Origin of the sequence: Streptacidiphilus melanogenes, assembly GCF_000787835.1 — a bacterium.
Lineage (GTDB): Bacteria > Actinomycetota > Actinomycetes > Streptomycetales > Streptomycetaceae > Streptacidiphilus > Streptacidiphilus melanogenes.
Map to the genome: position 1 here is coordinate 1 of NZ_BBPP01000053.1, position 19,297 is coordinate 19,297.

Genomic DNA, 19,297 nt, shown 5'->3' on the forward strand with positions numbered 1-19,297 from the left:
GGTCAGCGTGGACAGCGCCGAGCCCTTGTCGTACGGCGGCACGCCCACGACCATCGCGTACAGCGTCGCCCCGAGCGACCACAGGTCCGCCGGCGGCCCCGGCACCCCGCCCCTGGCCCGTTCCGGCGAGATGTACGACGGCGCCCCGACGAGCATGCCGGTCGACGTGACGGACGGGTCCCCCTCCACGCGGGCGATCCCGAAGTCCGTGAGCACGACCCGGCCCTCGTGCCCGATCAGCACGTTCGACGGCTTCACGTCACGGTGCAGGATGCCCACGCGGTGCGCCTCGGCCAACACGCCGAGCAGTTCCAGCGCCACCTCGGCGGCCCGCTGGGGCGGCAGCACCCCGTCGGTGCGGATCACCTCGCTGAGTGAGCGGGACTCGATCAGCTCCATGACGATCCAGGGCCGGCCGTCCTCCTCGACCACGTCGTACACGGTGACGGCGCCGTTGTGCCGGATCCGGGCGATGGCCTTCGCCTCCGTCAGCGTCCGCGCGACGAGCCGGTGCCGCTCGTCCTCGTCCACTCCGGCGGCGAACCGCAGCTCCTTGACCGCGACCTCGCGCCCCAGGAACTCGTCGGTGGCCCGCCAGACGGTGCCCATCCCGCCCTGGCCGAGGACGGCGGCCAGCCGGTACCGCGACGCAAGGAGCTTCCCGCTGGACTCCTGCGGAGTCTTGTCGCGGTGTTGATCGCCGTTCATGCCGGTTCGTTCCCTCCGCGCTGTCGCTGTCGCGTCCATCATCCCGTGAGAGACGCAAGCGTAGGCACACGGGGTTCAACCCCGGGAACACGCGCCTTCCCCGTTTCGGCTGGTTCAACTACGCAGGATGCCTCCGCTACTTCAACGGCACGATGTCCGGGGCTCCCAGACGCGCGGCGTCCGCTGCCAGGTCGTCAGGCTGCTCCTGCGACTCCCGTTCCGCCTCCACCCGGACCCGGTAGTGCTCGATCTCCTTCTCGACCTGCGCGTCGTCCCAGCCGAGTTCGGGCGCCATCAACGCGGCCGCCTCCGCCATGACCGCGGTGCCGCGGTCGAAGGTCTCGATGGAGATGCGGGTGCGGCGTGCCAGCACGTCGTCGAGGTGCCGGGCTCCCTCGGCGCGGGCCGCGTAGACCACCTCGGCCCGCAGGTAGTCGTCCGCGCCGTTCAACGGCTCCGCCAACCCTGGCTCACCGGCGATGAGTTCGAGCACCTCTTCGGTCAACGCACCGTAGCGGTTCAGCAGATGCTCGACCCGGGCCACGTGCAGCCCGCTCTCCCTGGCCAGCTCGCCGCGCGCGTTCCACAGCGCCCGGTAACCCTCCGCGCCGGCCAGCGGGACGGAGTCGGTGCAGCACGGCGCCACCCTCTGGTCGAGGCCGTGCACCACCTCGTCGACGGCGTCCTTCGCCATCACCCGGTAGGTGGTGTACTTGCCGCCCGCCACCACGACGAGCCCCGGCGCCGCGTGCTGCACGACGTGCTCGCGGCTGAGCTTCGACGTCGCCTCCGACTCACCCGCGAGCAGCGGGCGCAGCCCGGCGTAGACGCCCTCGACGTCCTCGCGGGTCAGCGGCACCGCCAGCACGCTGTTGACGTGCTCCAGCAGGTACTCGATGTCCGCACTGCTCGCGGCCGGGTGGTCCTTGTCGAGGGTCCACTCGGTGTCGGTCGTCCCCACGATCCAGTGCCGGCCCCAGGGGATGACGAACAGGACGCTCTTCTCCGTGCGCAGGATCAACCCCGTCGAGGAGTGGATCCGGTCCCGCGGCACGACGAGATGGATGCCCTTCGAGGCGCGGACGTGGAACTGGCCGCGCTCGCCGACCATCGCCTGCGTCTCGTCCGTCCACACACCCGTCGCGTTGACGATCTGCCGGGCCCGGACCACGAACTGCCCGCCCGACTCCAGATCGTGCACGCGCGCCCCCACCACCCGCTCGCCCTCGCGCAGGAACCCGATGACCCGCGCCCGGTTCGCCACGTGCGCGCCGTAGGAGGCGGCGGTGCGGACCAGCGTCGTCACGAACCGCGCGTCGTCCATCTGCGCGTCCCAGTACTGCACCGCGCCGACCAGCGCGTCCTTGCGCAGCGCGGGTGCCTGGTGCAGCGCCTGACGCCGGCTGAGGTGGCGGTGCAGGGGCAGCCCGCGGCCGTGCCCGGAGGAGAGGGACATCGCGTCGTACAGCGCCACGCCGGACCCGACGTAGGGGCGCTCCCACCCGCGCCCCTGCAACGGGTACAGGAACGGCACCGGCTTGACCAGGTGCGGCGCGAGCCGCCCCAGCAGCAGCCCGCGTTCCTGCAGGGCCTCCTTGACCAGGGCGAAGTCGAGCATCTCCAGGTATCGCAGGCCGCCGTGGACCAGCTTGCTGGACCGGGAGGAGGTCCCCGCGGCCCAGTCCCTGGCCTCCACGAGCCCGGTCACCAGCCCACGCGTCGCGGCATCCAGCGCGGTCCCGGCACCGACGACGCCGCCGCCGACGACGAGCACGTCCAGTTCGCGCTCCCCGAGCCGCGCGAGCGCCGCCGCGCGCTCGGTGGGACCCAGCTTGGTGCTTCGCATGACGCCTCCGCGGGATAGCCCGGCCTTCCGATCAACACTACGTTCGGTCGGGCGGGATCCCGCTAAGGCACGGGGTCGATTGCCGCAACACTCAGTTGCAGTACGGCAAGGGGCGCGAGGCGGAGCCGCATGTCGGCACCGCCTCGCGCCCCTTCCGTGGTGCGACCTCAGGAGCTGCGAGAGCTACCGGGCGACGGTGACCTCGACGCGCTGGAACTCCTTGAGTTCCGAGTAGCCCGTGGTGGCCATCGCGCGGCGGAGGGCACCGAAGAGGTTCATGGTGCCGTCGGGGGTGTGCGAGGGGCCGAGCAGGATCTCCTCGGTCGTGCCGACCGTGCCGAGGTCGACGCGCTTGCCGCGCGGCAGCTCCTCGTGGACGGCCTCGCTGCCCCAGTGGAAGCCGCGGCCGGGCGCGTCCGTGGCGCGGGCCAGCGCCGCGCCGATCATGACGGCGTCGGCGCCGCAGGCGATCGCCTTCGACAGGTCGCCGGAGAAGCCCACGCCGCCGTCCGCGATGACGTGGACGTAGCGGCCGCCGGACTCGTCCATGTAGTCGCGGCGCGCCGCCGCGACGTCCGCGACGGCGGTGGCCATCGGGACCTGGATGCCCAGCACGGTCCGCGTGGTGTGCGCAGCGCCGCCGCCGAAGCCGACCAGGACGCCGGCCGCGCCGGTCCGCATCAGGTGCAGGGCGGCGGTGTAGGTCGCGCAGCCGCCGACGATGACGGGGACGTCGAGCTCGTAGATGAACTGCTTGAGGTTCAGCGGCTCGGCGGCGCTGGAGACGTGCTCGGCCGAGACCGTGGTGCCGCGGATGACGAAGATGTCGACGCCGGCGTCCACGACGACCTTGGAGAACTCGGCGGTCCGCTGCGGCGACAGGGCCGCGGCGGTGACGACGCCGGAGTCGCGGATCTCCTTGAGGCGCTGCGTGATCAGCTCGGCCTTGATCGGCTCGCGGTAGATCGCCTGGAGGCGGCGGGTCGCGACGGCCTCGTCCTTGATCTCCGTGATCTCCTGCAGCAGCGGACGCGGGTCCTCGTAGCGGGTCCACAGGCCCTCGAGGTTCAGCACACCGAGGCCGCCGAGGCGACCGATCGCGATGGCCTGCTCCGGGGAGACGACGGAGTCCATCGGCGCGGCCAGGAACGGGAGCTCGAAGCGGTAGGCGTCGATCTGCCATGCGATCGAGACCTCCTTCGGGTCCCGCGTGCGGCGGCTCGGAACGACCGCGATGTCGTCGAAGGCGTACGCCCGCCGGCCCCGCTTGCCCCGCCCGATCTCGATCTCGGTCACCTGAACTGCTCCCTCGGTTGTGCTCAGCGACTGCCAGGGTCAGTATCTCGCACAACGGCTGAGGGGCCGCCTGGGCGGCCCCTCAGTGAGATGAGCGGGTTACTTCGAGGAGTAGTTCGGCGCCTCGACCGTCATCTGGATGTCGTGCGGGTGGCTTTCCTTCAGACCGGCCGAGGTGATCCGGACGAAGCGCGCGTCGCGCTTCATCGCGTCGACCGACTCGGCGCCCACGTAGCCCATGGACTGACGCAGGCCGCCGACCAGCTGGTAGATGACCGAGCCGACCGGGCCGCGGTAGGCGACCTGACCCTCGATGCCCTCGGCGATCAGCTTCTCGTCGGAGGTGACGTCGCCCTGGAAGTAGCGGTCCTTGGAGAAGGACTTGGCCTGGCCGCGGGACTGCATGGCGCCCAGCGAGCCCATACCGCGGTAGGACTTGTACTGCTTGCCGTTGATGAAGAGCAGCTCGCCCGGCGACTCCTCGCAGCCGGCCAGCAGGCTGCCCAGCATGACGCTGTCGGCGCCGGCGGCCAGCGCCTTGCCGATGTCGCCGGAGTACTGCAGACCGCCGTCGCCGATCAGCGGGACGCCCGCCGACACAGCCGCGAGGGCGGCCTCGTAGATCGCGGTGACCTGCGGGACGCCGACGCCGGCGACCACACGGGTGGTGCAGATGGAGCCCGGGCCGATGCCCACCTTGATGCCGTCGACGCCCGCGTCGATCAGCGCCTGGGCGCCGTCGCGGGTGGCGACGTTGCCGCCGACCACGTCGGCCGAGATCGACGACTTGATCTTCGACATCCAGTTGAGGGCGTTGCGGTTGTGGCCGTGCGAGGTGTCCACGACGATGAAGTCCGCGCCGGCCTCGGCCAGGGCGACGGCCCGGTCCAGCGCCTCGGCGGAGGCGCCGACGGCGGCGCCGACGATCAGACGGCCCTCCGCGTCCTTGGCGGCGTTCGGGTACTGCTCGGCCTTGACGAAGTCCTTGACCGTGATCAGGCCCTTGAGCTTGCCCTGCTCGTCGACGAGCGGCAGCTTCTCGATCTTGTGGCGGCGCAGCAGCGCCATCGCGTCGACACCGGAGATGCCCACCGAGCCGGTGATCAGCGGCATCGGGGTCATGACCTCGCGGACCTGGCGGCTGCGGTCCGCCTCGAAGGCCATGTCGCGGTTGGTGACGATGCCCAGCAGACGGCCCTCGCCGTCGGTGACCGGGACGCCGGAGATGCGGAACTTGGCGCACAGCGCGTCGGCGTCGGCCAGCGTGGCCTCCGGCGAGACCGTGATCGGGTCCGTGACCATCCCGGACTCGGAGCGCTTCACCAGGTCGACCTGGTTGACCTGGTCCTCGATGGACAGGTTGCGGTGCAGCACGCCGGCGCCGCCCTGGCGGGCCATGGCGATCGCCATCCGGGACTCGGTGACCTTGTCCATGGCGGCGGAGAGCAGCGGGATGTTCACCCGCACATTGCGCGAGACACGCGAGGACGTGTCCACGGCATTGGGCAGGACCTCGGAGGGGCCTGGCAGCAGCAGCACATCGTCGTAGGTGAGCCCGAGCATGCCGAACTTGTCGGGTACCCCAGCTGCGTTGTAAGACATGACACCCTTCCCGAAGTGGATCCGCGGATCATTGGGACGGGGTGACTGGTGGCCCTACCCGCCCGACGCGACACGGCGCCTACGGGGGCCGCGTGGGTGAGCAGCTCGGCACCGTTGACTAATTCTACCGGGCCCCGCGAGGCACCCTTGCGCGTCTGCAACAACTGAGGTAGCAGTCACATTCCGCGACTTCGGTCGATCCTCCAGTTGACCGGAGCGATCCTCCCGTCGACCGGCACCCGGCCACGCCCTCGGAGCTACGCCGACAGGCCCTCGGGGCCGTTCTCGGCGAGCGCCCGCAGGCGCGAGAGCGCGCGGTGCTGGGCGACACGGACCGCGCCCGGGGACATGCCGAGGACCTCGCCCGTCTCCTCCGCCGTCAGCCCGGCGGCGATGCGGAGCACGACGAGTTCGCGCTGCCGCTCCGGCAGCAGCGCCAGGAGCTCGCGCATCCACGCGGCGTCGCTGCTCAGCAGCGCGCGTTCCTCGGGGCCGAGCGCGTCGTCCGGGGTGTCGGGGAGTTCCTCGCCGAGCGGGACGCTCTGCGCGGGACCGCCGCGCATCGCCGCCCGCTGCAGATCGGCGATCTTGTGCGCCGCGATGCTGTAGACGAACGCCTCGAAGGGGCGGCCCTCGTCGCGGTAGCGCGGCAGCGCGCACAGCACGGCGAGGCAGACCTCCTGGGCCACGTCGTCGACGTGGTGCCGGGCGCTGCCCGGCAGACGGACCAGCCGGGCGCGGCAGTAGCGCAGCACCAGCGGGTGGACCTGCGAAAGGAGCGCGTCGACCGCGTCGGGATCGCCGCCCACCGCGTGCTCGAGGAGCGGACCGATGGGCATACCTGACCCCTGGCCGGGGCTCGCCTCGTCGTCACGCACTGGTCCATGGTGCCTGGTCATCGACGAAAACGTGACACCGCACCCTGACTTGTGCATCGGAACGTTATCCGCCACACCACCACCCCCGCCCTGCCGGACTCCGCGCTACACCCCCATGGTGCGCCCTCGGGTGGGAAGCGGGCCATGCCCCCTCCCACCCGGGAGGCCCCCAGCCGGTTCGGCAGTCAGCGGACCAGACCCCAGCGGAAGCCGAGGGCGACGGCGTGCGCACGGTCGGAGGCGCCGAGCTTCTTGAAGAGCCGACGCGCGTGAGTCTTGACGGTGTCCTCGGAGAGGAACAGCTCACGGCCGATCTCAGCGTTGCTGCGGCCATGACTCATGCCCTCCAGCACCTGGATCTCACGAGCCGTCAACGTCGGAGCCGCGCCCATCTCCGCGCAGCGCAGCCGGCGCGGAGCGAGCCGCCACGTCGGGTCGGCCAGGGCCTGGGTGACCGTGGCGCGCAGCTCCGCACGGGACGCGTCCTTGTGCAGGTAGCCGCGGGCGCCGGCGGCCACCGCGAGGGCGACGCCGTCGAGGTCCTCGGCGACCGTCAGCATGATGATGCGGGCCCCCGGATCGGCCGAGAGCAGTCGCCGGACTGTCTCCACCCCGCCGAGGCCCGGCATCCGGACGTCCATCAGCACCAGGTCGGAGCGGTCCGCCACCCAGCGGCGGAGCACCTCCTCACCGTTGGTGGCCGTGGTCACTCGGTCGACTCCGGGCACCGTCGCGACCGCGCGACGCAGCGCCTCGCGGGCGAGCGGGGAATCGTCACACACGAGAACGGAAGTCATGACCCGCCTCCGCAGCTGATGAGCGTCACCTTGAGCCTCCTGGCTGGTACGAATCGTCACCGGCACGGCCTCCGGTGGACCGGCGTCTTCCCCGACGCCCGTGCCGTTTGCCGCCTCCGCACTCCCAACGACCGTCACCCGAATGAGTTACGGCCTGGCAGCAGCCTTCACCACTCTACGTGTTTGACCCGCTACGGATCATCCAGCGCGCGGTGCGCACCGGCGCAAATGCGCCGCTCGTACGACGACCGTGCGCCTCGCCGGGCGTGTCGTTAGGCCCAACGAGTGCACCCGCATGCAGGACACGCTTCCCTGCCACGTGGTGGATTAGTCCGTTTTCATGGGATTTGATGGTTATCGGCACGTTATGTAACGCTGATGACCTCTTGTCCGCTAGATCTGCATGAGTCATATTTCCATCAGTTCGTACTGAATCGCTAGCACCACTCAAGGGATCAACGACCATGGCCGACTACTCACGGCTCCCTGGCCCGAACGCAGACCTGTGGGACTGGCAGCTCTCCGCCGCGTGTCGCGGCGTGGACAGCTCTCTGTTCTTCCATCCGGAGGGAGAGCGCGGAGCCGCACGGACCTCGCGGGAACAGTCCGCCAAGGAGGTCTGCATGCGGTGCCCGGTGCGCGCGGAGTGCGCGTCGCACGCACTGGCGGTACGTGAGCCCTACGGGGTCTGGGGCGGCCTCACCGAGGACGAGCGAGAGGAACTGCTGGGGCGGGCCCGCCGCCGCACCCTCGATCCGCTCTCGCTCCTGCCCGTCGACTGACACCGATCGACGACCGAGCTGACGGAACGTTTCTTCACGTGCGCGCCCGCTCACGGCGCGCCGGTCGGGGCCTGTCTGCTACAGGCCCTTCAGCTTCTCCAGCATCAGTGCGACCGCCGGTACCCGTCCCAGGTCCGGCAGGGTCAGCGCGACGATCTCGCGGGAGACGCCCCCGGCCAGCGGTACGACGGCGACCCCGTCGGCCCTGGTCGCCGCCAGGGCCAGCCTCGGCAGCACCGCCACGCCGAGGCCCGCGGCGACCAGCCCCAGCACGGCCGGGTAGTCGTCCGTCGCGAAGTCGATCCGCGGCGTGAAGCCGACGGCCTCGCACAGGTCGACGAGGTGTCCGCGACACTGCGGGCACCCGGCGATCCACGGCTCCGCGGCGAGCGCGGACAGGTCGCGCAGCTCGGGCGCGCCCGCGAGCGGGTGCGCCTGTGGCAGCAGCGCGACGAGCGGGTCCCGGCGGAGCCCGGTGACGGCGAGGTCGCTCCAGTCCTCCGACTCGCCCGCCGTCGCCGCCCTCGCCGTCGGGTAGCGGAACGCCAGCACGAGCTCGCACTCGGCCGCGCGGAGCATGCCCACGGACGCGGGCGGCTCAGCTTCGGTCAGCGAGACCTCGATGCCCGGCGCCTGCGCGCGCACGGCGGCGACGGCGGCCGGCACCAGCGTCGCGCTCGCGGTCGGGAACGACACCAGCCGCACCCGCCCGGCCTGCAGCCCCGCGATGCCCGCGACCGCGTCCTCGGCGGCCGCGAGCCCGGCGAGGACGCCCGCGGCGTGCTCGGAGAGCACCCGCCCGGCCTCGCTCAGCGCGACGCCGCGCCCGACGCGGACGACGAGCGGCGTGCCGACGGACTTCTCCAGCGCCTTCATCTGCTGGCTGATGGCCGGCTGGGTCAGCCCGAGCTCGCGGGCGGCGGCGGAGAAGCTGCCCTGCCGGGCGACGGCACGCAGCACGCGCAGATGTCTGGCCTCGATCACGGGGTCAGGATAGGCAGGTCGCGGCGGTCCTGAGGCGCGGTGCGCCGCAGCCCCCGAAAAGGGCGAGGCTCCCACCACCGCGAGTGCCTACCCTTACCGCCATGGGAACCCTGCTCTCCGTCAACGTCGGACGCCCCGAGCCGACCGTGCACTCCGACCCCGGCGTGACCGCCATCGGGAAGAAGCCCGTGGACGGTCCCGTCCGGGTGACCGCGCCGACCGAGCACAAGGGCGTCAGCGGCCTGGCCGGGGACGCGATCTGCGACGTGCGGCACCACGGCGGGGTGGACCAGGCCGTGTACGCCTACGCCCGTGAGGAGCTCGACGCGTGGGCCGAGGAGCTCGGCCGGGAGCTGCCGAACGGGATGTTCGGGGAGAACCTGACCACGACCGGGTTGCGCGTCTCCGACGCGCTGATCGGGGAGCGGTGGCAGATCGGGGAGACGCTGCTGCTGGAGGTGAGCGCGACCCGCATCCCGTGCCGGACGTTCGCCGGGTGGATGGAGCGGGAGCGTTGGGTCAAGACGTTCACCGACCGCGCACGCCCCGGCGCGTACCTGCGGGTGCTCACGCCGGGCGAGATCCGCGCGGGGGACGCCGTCACCGTCGTGCACCGGCCGGACCACGGCGTGAGTTCCGCGGACGTGTTCCGTGCGCTGCACTCGCGGGCGCGGGAGGTGCTGCCGCTGATGCTGAACCTTCCGGGCCTGGCGGAGGACCACCGCGACGCCGCCGCCAGGCGCCTGAACGCCTGAACGCCTGAACCACGGAAACCCGGCCACCGGAAACGGGCCGTCGGGAACGCCGGAAGCCCGGCACCCCCCGAGGGGTGCCGGGCTTCCGTACGAGCGACAGGGCTCAGTGGGAGTGCCCGTGGCCACCGTGGGAGTGACCGGCCGCGGCCGGCTCCTCCTCCTTCTTCTCGACGACCAGGGTCTCGGTCGTGAGCAGCAGGGAGGCGATGGACGCGGCGTTCTCCAGCGCGGAGCGGGTCACCTTGACCGGGTCGATGACGCCGGCCTTGACCAGGTCGCCGTACTCGCCGGTGGCGGCGTTGTAGCCCTCGCGGACATCGCCGAGCTCGGAGACCTTGGTGGTGATGACGTAGCCCTCGAGGCCGGCGTTCTGGGCGATCCAGCGCAGCGGCTCGACCAGGGCGCGGCGGACGACCGCGACACCCACGGCCTCGTCGCCGACCAGGCCCAGGCCGCCGTCGAGCACCTTCTGCGCGTGGACGAGGGAGGCGCCGCCGCCGGCGACGATGCCCTCCTCGACCGCGGCGCGGGTCGCCGAGATGGCGTCCTCCAGGCGGTGCTTCTTCTCCTTGAGCTCGACCTCGGTGGCCGCGCCGACCTTGATGACGCAGACGCCGCCGGCCAGCTTGGCCAGGCGCTCCTGCAGCTTCTCGCGGTCCCAGTCGGAGTCGGTGGTCTCGATCTCGCCCTTGATCTGGGCGACGCGACCGGCGACCTCCTCGGTGGAGCCGGCACCGTCGACGACGGTGGTGTCGTCCTTGGTGACGGTCACGCGGCGGGCGGTGCCCAGCACGTCCAGGCCGGCCTGGTCGAGCTTGAGGCCGACCTCCTCGGCGATGACGGTGGCGCCGGTCAGCGTGGCGATGTCGCCCAGCATGGCCTTGCGGCGGTCACCGAAGCCCGGGGCCTTGACGGCGACGGCGTTGAAGGTGCCACGGATCTTGTTGACGACCAGGGTCGACAGGGCCTCGCCCTCGACGTCCTCGGCGATGATCAGCAGCGGCTTGGACGCGCCGCCCTGGAGGATCTTCTCCAGCAGCGGGAGCAGGTCCTGGATCGAGGAGATCTTGCCCTGGTGGATGAGGATGTACGGGTCCTCGAGGACGGCCTCCATGCGCTCCTGGTCGGTGACCATGTACGGCGAGAGGTAGCCCTTGTCGAACTGCATGCCCTCGGTGAACTCGAGCTCGAGGCCGAAGGTGTTCGACTCCTCGACGGTGATGACACCGTCCTTGCCGACCTTGTCCATCGCCTCGGCGATGAGCTCGCCGACCTGGGTGTCCTGGGCGGACAGCGCGGCGACGGCGGCGATGTCGTCCTTGCCCTCGATCTCGCGGGCGACGGAGAGCAGGTGCTCGGCGACGGCCCTGACGGCGGCGTCGATGCCGCGCTTGAGGCCCGCCGGGCCGGCGCCGGCCGCGACGTTGCGCAGACCCTCGTTGACGAGCGCCTGGGCGAGGACGGTCGCGGTGGTGGTGCCGTCACCAGCGATGTCGTTGGTCTTGGTGGCCACCTCCTTGACGAGCTGCGCGCCGAGGTTCTCGTACGGGTCCTCCAGCTCGACCTCGCGGGCGATGGTGACACCGTCGTTGGTGATGGTGGGGGCGCCGAACTTCTTGTCGATGACGACGTTGCGGCCCTTGGGGCCGATCGTCACCTTGACGGTGTCGGCCAGCTTGTTGACACCGCGCTCCAGCGAGCGGCGGGCGTCCTCGTCGAACTGCAGGATCTTGGCCATGCCTAGGGGTTCCCTCTCGAAACGACCACGCCCCGGACCCCGTGGTACGGGCTGCCGGGGCGGGTCACGACTTTGCCGACTGAGCGGTCAGGTCTTACTTCTCGATGACCGCGAGCACGTCGCGGGCCGAGAGGACGAGGTACTCCTCGCCCTTGTACTTGACCTCGGTGCCGCCGTACTTGCTGTAGAGGACGACATCGCCGACGGCCACGTCGAGCGGAAGACGCTGACCGTCCTCGAAGCGGCCCGGACCGACGGCGAGGACGACGCCCTCCTGGGGCTTCTCCTTCGCGGTGTCCGGGATGACCAGGCCAGAGGCCGTGGTCTGCTCGGCCTCGAGCGACTGGACCACGATGCGGTCCTCGAGCGGCTTGATGGCAACCTTGGAGCTGGTGGTCGTCACGATCCGACCTCCCCCTTCGGAGATCCGGGGTACACATGTCTTGGGGCGTGAAGACACGGCAAGCCCGTCGTCGCGGTGCCGGACGTACCGTCTCACGCTTAGCGCTCTCGTGTGGAGAGTGCCAACGACGACTGTAGGCGGCGCTTAGCACTCGGTCAACCAGAGTGCCAACGCGTCGCCCCACGTCTTCGTCTTCGGCCGGCGCCCCATCGCCCACAATGGTCGGGTGCACACCGAAGACCTCCCCGCCCTCCTGACGCCCGAGGGCCAGGAACTCCTGGCCGAGCTGCGCGACTACGCGCCCGGCGAGGAGCTCGCGCTCGCGACGCGGCTGCGGCGCACGCACGATGCCAAGCTGGTCTCCGCCGCCCTCGCGCAGGCGCGCCTGCGCAGCCGCGCGGCGGCGAAGTTCGGGGCGGACGCGGCGCGGATGTACTTCACGCCCAACGGGGTCGAGCAGTCCACCCGGACCGGCGTCGCCGAGTGGCGGGCCGGGCGGATGAAGGCGCTGGGGGTCACCTCCGTGGCGGACCTGTGCGGCGGCATCGGCGGGGACGCCATCGCGCTGGCGCGGGCGGGCATCAGGGTGCTGGCCGTGGACCGCGACCCGGCGGCCTGCGCCGCCGCCGACGCGAACGCGCAGGCGCTCGGGCTGGCCGACCTGATCGAGACCCGCTGCGCCGACGTCGCCGCGATCGACACGACTGCCTACGACGCCGTCTTCGTCGATCCTGCGCGCCGTGCGGGCCGGGGTCGCATCTTCGACCCGGAGGCCTACTCCCCGCCGCTCAGCTGGGCCGTGGAGGCCGCTCGCGGGGCCTCTGTGGGCGCCGTCAAGGTGGCGCCGGGCATCCCGCACGAGGCCGTGCCCGACGACGCCGAGGCGGAGTGGGTGTCGATGAGCGGGGACGTCAAGGAGGCCGTGCTCTGGTTCGGCACGAAGGCCGCCGAGCCGCACCGGGCGACGCTGCTGCCCGCAGGGACCAGCCTGACCGGCGGACGGCTGCCGGACCCCGAGGCCGGGCCGGTCGGGCGGTACCTCTACGAGCCGGACGGGGCCGTCATCCGCGCACACCTGGTCGCCGAGGTGGCCGCCGAGCTGAACGCGACTCTGATCGACCCCACCATCGCGTACCTGACGACCGACCGGCTCACGCCGTCCCCCTACGCCACCGCGTACGAGATCACCGACGTGCTGCCGTTCAACCTGAAGCGGCTCAAGGCGCTGGTCCGCGAGCGCGCCATCGGCACGCTCGTGATCAAGAAGCGCGGCTCGGCGATCGAGCCGGAGGAGCTGCGCAAGAAGATCAAGCCTGAGGGGGTGAACTCGGCGGTCGTGCTGTTGACGCGGGCCGCCGGTTCACCCGTCATGCTGCTCGGGCACGCCGCAGTCGAGGCGGGGTAGGCCCGCCTACTCCGCCAGACGGTGCAGCTCGTCGTGGGAGGCCGGCACGTGCGTGTCGGTGACCGGCAGGGAGGAGTCCGCCGAGAGGTCGAAGGCGGAGGGCGCCCGGTCGCGCCGGACCATCTCCGCGCCGAGCGCCGCGACCATCGCGCCGTTGTCGGTGCAGAGCTTCGGACGCGGGACGCGCAGCGTGATGCCGGCGCGGTCGCAGCGCTCCTGGGCCAGCGCCCGCAGCCGCGAGTTGGCCGCGACGCCGCCGCCGATCATCAGGTGGTCGACGCCCTCGTCCTTGCAGGCGCGGACCGCCTTGCGGGTCAGCACGTCCACGACCGCCTCCTGGAAGGACGCCGAGACGTCACGGACCGGGACGTCCTCCCCGGCGCGGCGCTTGGCTTCGACCCAGCGCGACACGGCGGTCTTGAGGCCGGAGAAGGAGAAGTCGTACACGGGATCCTTGGCGCCCGTCAGGCCGCGCGGGAAGGCGATCGCGGCCGGGTCGCCCTCGCGGGCGTAGCGGTCGATGACCGGGCCGCCGGGAAAGCCGAGGTTCAGCAGGCGGGCGACCTTGTCGAAGGCCTCCCCCGCCGCGTCGTCGATGGTCGCGCCGAGCGAGCGGACGGTGCTGGTGATGTCCTCGGTCAGCAGCAGCGAGGAGTGGCCGCCGGAGACCAGCAGCGCCATCGTCGGCTCGGGCAGCCGCCCGTGCTCCAGCTGGTCGACGCAGATGTGCGAGGCGAGATGGTTGACGCCGTAGAGCGGCTTGCCGAGCGCGTAGGCGTAGGCCTTGGCCGCGCTGACGCCGACGAGCAGGGCGCCGGCGAGGCCGGGCCCTGCGGTGACGGCGATGCCGTCGAGGTCGCTCGCCTTGATCCCGGCCTGGTCCAGCGCGCGCTGGACGGTGGGGACCATCGCCTCCAGGTGCGCGCGGCTGGCGATCTCGGGCACGACGCCGCCGTAGCGGCCGTGCTCCTCGACGCTGGACGCGACGGCGTCGGCGAGCAGCGTGGTGCCCCGGACGACGCCGACGCCGGTCTCGTCGCAGGAGGTCTCGATCCCGAGGACCAGCGGTTCGTCAGCGGCCATCGTCTTCCTTGCTTTCCTCGTCGGTCGTCTCCGTCATCGGACGGCGCATCACCAGGGCGTCGACGCCGGACGGTTGGTAGTAGTTGCGGCGGAAGCCGACCGGCTCGAAGCCGAAGCGGTGGTAGAGGCGCTGCGCGCGCTCGTTGTCGACGCGCACCTCCAGCAGCAGTTCGGTGCAGCGGGCGGCGGCGGCCTGGTCGACCAGGCGCTGCAGCAGGCGGGCGCCGAGCCCGGTGCCCCACTGGTCCTCGGCGACGGCGATGGTCTGCACGTCGCCCTCGCCGGCGATGGCCATCAGGCCCGCGTAGCCGACGACTCGGCCGTCCGCGTCCTCGGCGACGGTGTACCAGCGGGTGGCCCGCGCGTGCCGGGCGTCGGCGAGCTCGGACCAGAACATCCCCGCCGACCAGGCGTCCTCGGGGAAGAGCGCACGCTCGAGCTCCAGCACCGGCTCGATGTCCCACCAGCGCATCTCGCGCAGCACGGCGGTCCGCCGCTCCGCCTGGGTCGTCATGACGGCAGCACCGTCTTGTAGTTCTTCGGCACCTCGGCGTCCGGGCGGCGCAGGTACAGCGGCGTGCTCGGCGAGGGCAGCTCGGCTCCGGAGGCGAGCGCGTCGGCGGCGAAGGCGGCGAGCGCGGCCGCGGACTGGTGGGCGGGGCCCTGCGGCACGGCGCCGGGGAAGGCGTCCGGGTAGAGCAGCGCGCCCGCGCCGACGGACGGCAGCCCGGCCAGCCGGTCGGCGATCTCGGCGGGACGGTCCACCGACGGGCCCTCGGCGCGGACGCCGTCCGCGTCGTAGCGGGCCCAGTAGACCTCCTTGCGGCGGGCGTCGGTGGCGACCACGAACGGACCGTCGACCGCGCCCCCGTCCCGCGCGGCGCGGGCGAGGCCGTCGAGGGTGCAGACCCCGTGCACGGGGATGCCGAGGGCGTGCCCGAGGGCCGCGGCGGTGGCCAGGCCGACCCGCAAGCCGGTGTAGGGGCCGGGGCCGACGCCGACGGCGATCGCCCCCAGCGCCTCCTTGGCGACGCCCGCCTCGCGCAGCACCGCGTCGATCGTCGGCAGCAGCAGCTCCCCGTGACGCCGCGCGTCGATCTGGTCGGCGGAGGCCAGGACCTCACCGGTCCCGGTGTCCAGGACGGCGGCCGTGACGGCGGGCGTGGCGGTGTCGAACGCAAGCAGAAGCACGGTCCCAGGTTAGTCGGCCCGCACCGCCGCCCGATCCGCCCCCGGCCCTACCGGGCCCGGGGGGCGAAGGCGGTGTCACCGGCCGCGCCTGGGGTTGGGGCCGGGACAGGTGGGAGGATGAGAGGCTTAGGCCCGAAAGGCCACTGCTGCTTGCCGCTCCGTTGGAGGATCCCGTGGCGAAACTCGGTTCGGGCTCGGTCGTCACCGTGCTGACCGCCGGCGCCCTCGCCGTCGTCGCCGTGCTCGCCGTGCAGGCGAAGAGCTCCGCGTCCTCGGTCACGGCAGGGACCGGAGGCAAGGCGCCGAGCGTCGCCGCCAGCAGTGCGGCGGCCGGGAAGGCGAGCCCGAGCAGGCCCGCCACGGTGCCGAAGGACTCCGGCGCCGGGAAGCGCCTGGTGTACTCGGTGAGCCAGAAGCGGGTGTGGCTGGTCGATCCGTCCCAGTCGGGCCAGGCCCGGACCTTCACCGTCCAGCCGGGGTCGGTCGACCCGCTGCCTGGCACCTACTCCGTCACCAGCACCACCGCCGGACCGATCACCGGCTCGGACGGCAAGAAGGTGAAGAACATCGTGCGCTTCGCCGTCCACGAGGGGATCTCCATCGGCTTCAGCTCCGCCGTCGACGGCTCGACCCCGGCGGCGGACCCGAGCAGGAAGACCGGCGGCATCCGCGAGACCGTCGCCGACGGTCAGGCGCTGTTCGACTTCGCGCCGTTCGACACCAAGGTCGTCGTCGTGGCGTGACCCCGCCCGGAACGTGGAGCGCCCCCCGCACCGACGGTGCGGGGGGCGCTTTGGTGGTTCAGCGGTGGTTCAGTCGTGCGTCAGTGCCGGTCGCGCCAGTTGTAGGACTCGATGTACCGCGCGTTCGGGCTGCCGACGCCGGTGACGTCGTCGTAGCCCCTGGTGGCGTTCAGCGAGGAGTCCTGACCGAGGGTCCGCAGCGAGACCGCGAGGCCCTGGGAGGCGTCGACGCTGTTCACGAAGTCGACACGGGCGTCGGCCAAGCCGACGTTCGGGCCGAACGGGTGGTCGGTCACGTCGTGGAAGAGACCGTGGCGGGCGTAGATCGCCGGGTCGGCGAAGCCGAGCGGGAAGCCCTGCTCCTGCTGGGCCAGCGCCTGGAGGGCCGCGAAGACCGGGGAGGCGAGGCTGGTGCCGCCGATGCGGTACTCACCGTACTTGACGGTGCCGTCGGGCCAGGTCTGGGTCTGGCCGACCAGGAAGCCGGTGGTCGGGTCGGCGACCGCCGCCACGTCCGGCACGACGCGCATCGCGGACTTGTTGCCGTTCGCGTGCGAGAGCGCGGAGGGGACGAGGTTCTTCTGGAACCAGGGCTGCGCGACGCGCGCGCTGGTGCCGCCGCCCGCGCCGCCGTGGAAGGCGCCGGGGAAGCCGACCCAGCTCTTGCCGTCGGCCGAGAGCGTGGACTTGCCGGTGCCCCAGCCCGTCTCGAACTCGTAGTTGCCGCGCTTGCCGACGGCCAGCGAGGTGCCGCCGACCGCGGTCACGTACGGCAGGGAGGCGGGCATGTCGCTCTGCCTCGTACCGGTGTTGGCGACCTCGTCGCCGTTGTCACCGGAGGAGAAGTAGAAGCCGATGCCCTCGGCCGCGCCGCGCAGGAAGATGTCGTCGTAGACCGCGTCGCTGGCCGGGTCGCTCGCGTTCTCGGGCTCGCCCCAGGAGTCGGAGACGATGGTGGCCAGCCGGTTCGTGACGATCGTGTTGAGCGCGTCGATCAGGTCCGCGTCCTGGCAGGAGGCCGCGCCGACGTAGCGGATGTCCGCCGACGGGGCGACCGCGTGGACCGCCTCGATGTCGAGCGTCTGCTCGCCGTACCAGCCGGAGGCGCCGCACTCGTTGTCGGCGGTCTGCGTCCAGGTGGCCGCGTCGGTCTGCTTGAACTGGCCGTTCTTGTAGGCCGCGTCGCCGTTGCGCTGGGCGTAGGTGCGGATGTCGGCGTTGATGGTCGGCGAGTCGTACGCGTCGACGATCGCGACGGTGACGCCCTTGCCGGTCTTGCCGGTCGCCGTCGCGCCGTAGGCGGAGCGCAGCTGGTGGCCGTTGTAGCCCTTGATGGCGTACGGGACCGTCCTGCCGTAGGCCTTCGGCAGCGTCTTGGCCGCGTTGGAGCCGTAGTAGCTGGAGAACGGGCCGGCGTTGACGAACGCGGCGCCGGGGCCGGGCAGCGTGTCGTCGTGGGTCATCAGCGACGGCTTGTTGCTCAGGCCGGTGACGGTCAGCACCGTGTCGGCGACCGCGGCCGGGACGACCGGCGAGGCGGTCGGGGCGCGGTAGACGTGGCCGGAGACCGCGAAGTCGTGCAGCTGCACGCCGAAGGCGCGCTGCACGGCCGAGACGTCACCGGTGACGGCGACGTAGTTGCCGGCCGGGTCGACGGTGGTGCGCAGGCCCGCGCCGTGCAGCCAGGCGACGACCTTGGCGATCTGCGCCTTGGAGGCGCCGAAGCGCTGCTTGACCTGAGCGGCGCTCAGGTAGTGGCCGTAGTCGGCGCTGGTCGGGTCCGAGATCTGGGACACGAGCTGCTGCAGACCGGCCTGATCACCCGTCAGATAGACGCGCGCAGTGACCGAGTCGTGAGCCGAGGTCTGCCCGCGGTCCGCGGCGGACGCGGTCCACGCGGGCTTGCCGCCCGCAACCGCGTGCCCCTGCGGCGTTGCCGCGGCGACGGCGGGCGATCCCGCCGCGACGACGGCGGCGAGCAGCGGCAGGGTCGCTGCCATCGCCACGCCGGCACGCCGGTTTACTCCCCTGATGTGCATGGAACATCCTCCCCGGGCCGCAAGAACAGTGGGATCTGACGAGCCCCCTGTTGTGACAGGGGGAATCGAACCGGGGAATGAACCTTGGGTCAAGAGTGCGAGACCCGGTGTTACCGAGTGCAGTGGTGGCAACGCCGAATTTAACAATGGGCAACATTCCACAACGGGTCGACAAATCCCTTTACTCGCACCACAACCCGCTAACGGAAATTGACCATGCGTCACTCGGGCGGCTGACAGACCGCCTCGACGGAGGCGCTGCACGCGAGCAGCCGAGCCACCGTCACCTCGGGCGCGGGGGCCGTCGACGGGCCGGTCTCCTCGCAGGGCGCAGGACGATCCTGGGCATCGGTGACGATACGGACGGAGGGGGTCATACCGGGCATGCGGTCTCCCCGAGGGGTGTCGGCGCTGGCTCGGTTCATCTTCCCGACAGCGCGTCGGGAACACAACCGCCGACCGGCGGGCCTCACCCCACCGAGCCGATCAGGCGCGGGCGGCCGCCAGCGCGCCCAGGTCGACGTCGGCCCAGCGCGGGCCGATGCCGTCCAGGGTCACCGTGCGCACGTCCGGGACGTCGGGGTCGAGGTCCTGCTCCAGCGAGAGCCCCTCCTCGCCGCCGAGGGCGCGCTCGATGCGCACCTCCAGCCGCGACTCCGAGAGCCCCTCGACCTTGCCCTCGCCCCACTCGACCACGATCACCGAGTCCGGCAGCGAGACGTCCAGGTCCAGGTCCTCCATCTGGTCCAGGCCGCCGCCCAGCCGGTAGGCGTCCACATGGACCAGCGCCGGGCCGCCCACCAGCGAGGGGTGCACCCGGGCGATGACGAAGGTCGGCGAGGTGACCGCGCCGCGCACGCCCAGGCCCTCGCCCAGGCCGCGGGTCAGCGTGGTCTTGCCGGCGCCGAGCTCGCCGGAGAGCAGCACCAGGTCGCCGGGGCGCAGCACGGTGGCCAGGGTGCGGCCGAGCTCCTGCATCGCGGCCGGGTCCGGGACGGTGAGGGTGGCGGCGTTGCCCATGGTGTTCGGCGGTCCTTCCGTGGTGCG

19 protein-coding genes are annotated in these 19,297 nt (G+C 71.9%); 4 read left to right on the forward strand and 15 right to left on the reverse strand.

The window, feature by feature from the left end:
* The 6 genes from TR49_RS34725 to TR49_RS34750 form a co-directional block, all read right to left on the reverse strand.
* On the reverse strand, positions 1 to 708 hold a 708-nt coding region (locus TR49_RS34725; RefSeq protein WP_042389337.1), incomplete at its 3' end, for a serine/threonine-protein kinase.
* Positions 709 to 844: 136 nt separating this feature from the next.
* Entirely contained in the window at positions 845 to 2,554 is a 1,710-nt protein-coding gene (locus TR49_RS34730; protein WP_042389239.1) for a glycerol-3-phosphate dehydrogenase/oxidase, read from the reverse strand.
* 183 nt (positions 2,555 to 2,737) lie between these two features.
* Complete coding sequence (locus TR49_RS34735) at positions 2,738 to 3,850, reverse strand: GuaB3 family IMP dehydrogenase-related protein (RefSeq protein ID WP_042389242.1); 1,113 nt, start codon at positions 3,848 to 3,850, stop codon at positions 2,738 to 2,740.
* A gap of 99 nt (positions 3,851 to 3,949) precedes the next feature.
* Complete coding sequence (guaB, locus tag TR49_RS34740; RefSeq protein ID WP_042389245.1) at positions 3,950 to 5,452, reverse strand: IMP dehydrogenase; 1,503 nt, start codon at positions 5,450 to 5,452, stop codon at positions 3,950 to 3,952.
* A 257-nt stretch (positions 5,453 to 5,709) separates the two neighbouring features.
* Entirely contained in the window at positions 5,710 to 6,330 is a 621-nt protein-coding gene (locus tag TR49_RS34745; protein ID WP_042389249.1) for a sigma-70 family RNA polymerase sigma factor, read from the reverse strand.
* Positions 6,331 to 6,515: 185 nt separating this feature from the next.
* Positions 6,516 to 7,127 (reverse strand): response regulator transcription factor, encoded by a 612-nt coding sequence (locus TR49_RS34750; RefSeq protein ID WP_030251459.1) that lies wholly within the window; start codon positions 7,125 to 7,127, stop codon positions 6,516 to 6,518.
* 464 nt (positions 7,128 to 7,591) lie between these two features.
* On the opposite strand from TR49_RS34750, the gene TR49_RS34755 reads away from it, so the two are divergent.
* Positions 7,592 to 7,909, forward strand: coding sequence for a WhiB family transcriptional regulator (locus TR49_RS34755; protein ID WP_042365498.1), 318 nt, complete (start codon positions 7,592 to 7,594; stop codon positions 7,907 to 7,909).
* A gap of 78 nt (positions 7,910 to 7,987) precedes the next feature.
* Here TR49_RS34755 and TR49_RS34760 read toward each other — a convergent pair whose 3' ends face one another.
* Entirely contained in the window at positions 7,988 to 8,893 is a 906-nt protein-coding gene (locus TR49_RS34760) for a LysR family transcriptional regulator (protein ID WP_042389252.1), read from the reverse strand.
* 101 nt (positions 8,894 to 8,994) lie between these two features.
* Here TR49_RS34760 and TR49_RS34765 point away from each other — a divergent pair, with 101 nt between their 5' ends.
* On the forward strand, positions 8,995 to 9,648 hold the full coding sequence (locus TR49_RS34765) for an MOSC domain-containing protein (RefSeq protein WP_042389254.1): 654 nt from the start codon (positions 8,995 to 8,997) through the stop codon (positions 9,646 to 9,648).
* A 103-nt stretch (positions 9,649 to 9,751) separates the two neighbouring features.
* Here the strand turns inward: TR49_RS34765 and groL are convergent, their stop codons facing one another.
* Together groL and groES are read right to left on the reverse strand one after the other, a co-directional pair.
* Entirely contained in the window at positions 9,752 to 11,386 is a 1,635-nt protein-coding gene (gene groL / locus TR49_RS34770) for a chaperonin GroEL (protein WP_042389258.1), read from the reverse strand.
* Positions 11,387 to 11,480: 94 nt separating this feature from the next.
* Positions 11,481 to 11,789 (reverse strand): co-chaperone GroES, encoded by a 309-nt coding sequence (groES, locus tag TR49_RS34775; RefSeq protein WP_042389259.1) that lies wholly within the window; start codon positions 11,787 to 11,789, stop codon positions 11,481 to 11,483.
* A 226-nt stretch (positions 11,790 to 12,015) separates the two neighbouring features.
* On the opposite strand from groES, the gene TR49_RS34780 reads away from it, so the two are divergent.
* The gene (locus TR49_RS34780) at positions 12,016 to 13,194 is read left to right on the forward strand and encodes a class I SAM-dependent methyltransferase (protein WP_042389262.1); all 1,179 of its coding nucleotides are present in this window, start codon (positions 12,016 to 12,018) and stop codon (positions 13,192 to 13,194) included.
* A gap of 6 nt (positions 13,195 to 13,200) precedes the next feature.
* Here the strand turns inward: TR49_RS34780 and tsaD are convergent, their stop codons facing one another.
* From tsaD to tsaB, 3 genes are read right to left on the reverse strand one after another with little or no spacing between them, the layout of a single operon-like run.
* The gene (gene tsaD, locus TR49_RS34785) at positions 13,201 to 14,277 is read right to left on the reverse strand and encodes a tRNA (adenosine(37)-N6)-threonylcarbamoyltransferase complex transferase subunit TsaD (protein WP_042389265.1); all 1,077 of its coding nucleotides are present in this window, start codon (positions 14,275 to 14,277) and stop codon (positions 13,201 to 13,203) included.
* On the reverse strand, positions 14,267 to 14,791 hold the full coding sequence (gene rimI / locus TR49_RS34790; RefSeq protein ID WP_042389269.1) for a ribosomal protein S18-alanine N-acetyltransferase: 525 nt from the start codon (positions 14,789 to 14,791) through the stop codon (positions 14,267 to 14,269). The genes tsaD and rimI overlap by 11 nt, the downstream gene beginning before the upstream one ends.
* Positions 14,788 to 15,468, reverse strand: coding sequence for a tRNA (adenosine(37)-N6)-threonylcarbamoyltransferase complex dimerization subunit type 1 TsaB (tsaB, locus tag TR49_RS34795; protein WP_042389273.1), 681 nt, complete (start codon positions 15,466 to 15,468; stop codon positions 14,788 to 14,790). The genes rimI and tsaB overlap by 4 nt, the downstream gene beginning before the upstream one ends.
* A gap of 173 nt (positions 15,469 to 15,641) precedes the next feature.
* Here tsaB and TR49_RS34800 point away from each other — a divergent pair, with 173 nt between their 5' ends.
* Positions 15,642 to 16,211, forward strand: a complete 570-nt coding sequence (locus TR49_RS34800; protein ID WP_042389274.1) for a hypothetical protein — start codon at positions 15,642 to 15,644, stop codon at positions 16,209 to 16,211.
* Between the two features lie 80 nt (positions 16,212 to 16,291).
* Here TR49_RS34800 and TR49_RS34805 read toward each other — a convergent pair whose 3' ends face one another.
* The 3 genes from TR49_RS34805 to tsaE all read right to left on the reverse strand — a co-directional run bounded on the left by TR49_RS34805 (position 16,292) and on the right by tsaE (position 19,270).
* Positions 16,292 to 18,211 carry a S53 family peptidase gene (locus tag TR49_RS34805; RefSeq protein ID WP_084725734.1) on the reverse strand — a complete coding sequence of 640 codons (1,920 nt, stop codon included), beginning with the start codon at positions 18,209 to 18,211 and terminating at the stop codon, positions 16,292 to 16,294.
* A gap of 260 nt (positions 18,212 to 18,471) precedes the next feature.
* A complete protein-coding gene (locus TR49_RS44230) occupies positions 18,472 to 18,636 on the reverse strand; it encodes a hypothetical protein (protein ID WP_160311690.1) in 165 nt (54 codons plus the stop codon).
* Positions 18,637 to 18,736: 100 nt separating this feature from the next.
* Positions 18,737 to 19,270, reverse strand: a complete 534-nt coding sequence (gene tsaE, locus TR49_RS34810; RefSeq protein ID WP_042389278.1) for a tRNA (adenosine(37)-N6)-threonylcarbamoyltransferase complex ATPase subunit type 1 TsaE — start codon at positions 19,268 to 19,270, stop codon at positions 18,737 to 18,739.
* Between the last annotated feature and the right edge of the window lie 27 nt (positions 19,271 to 19,297).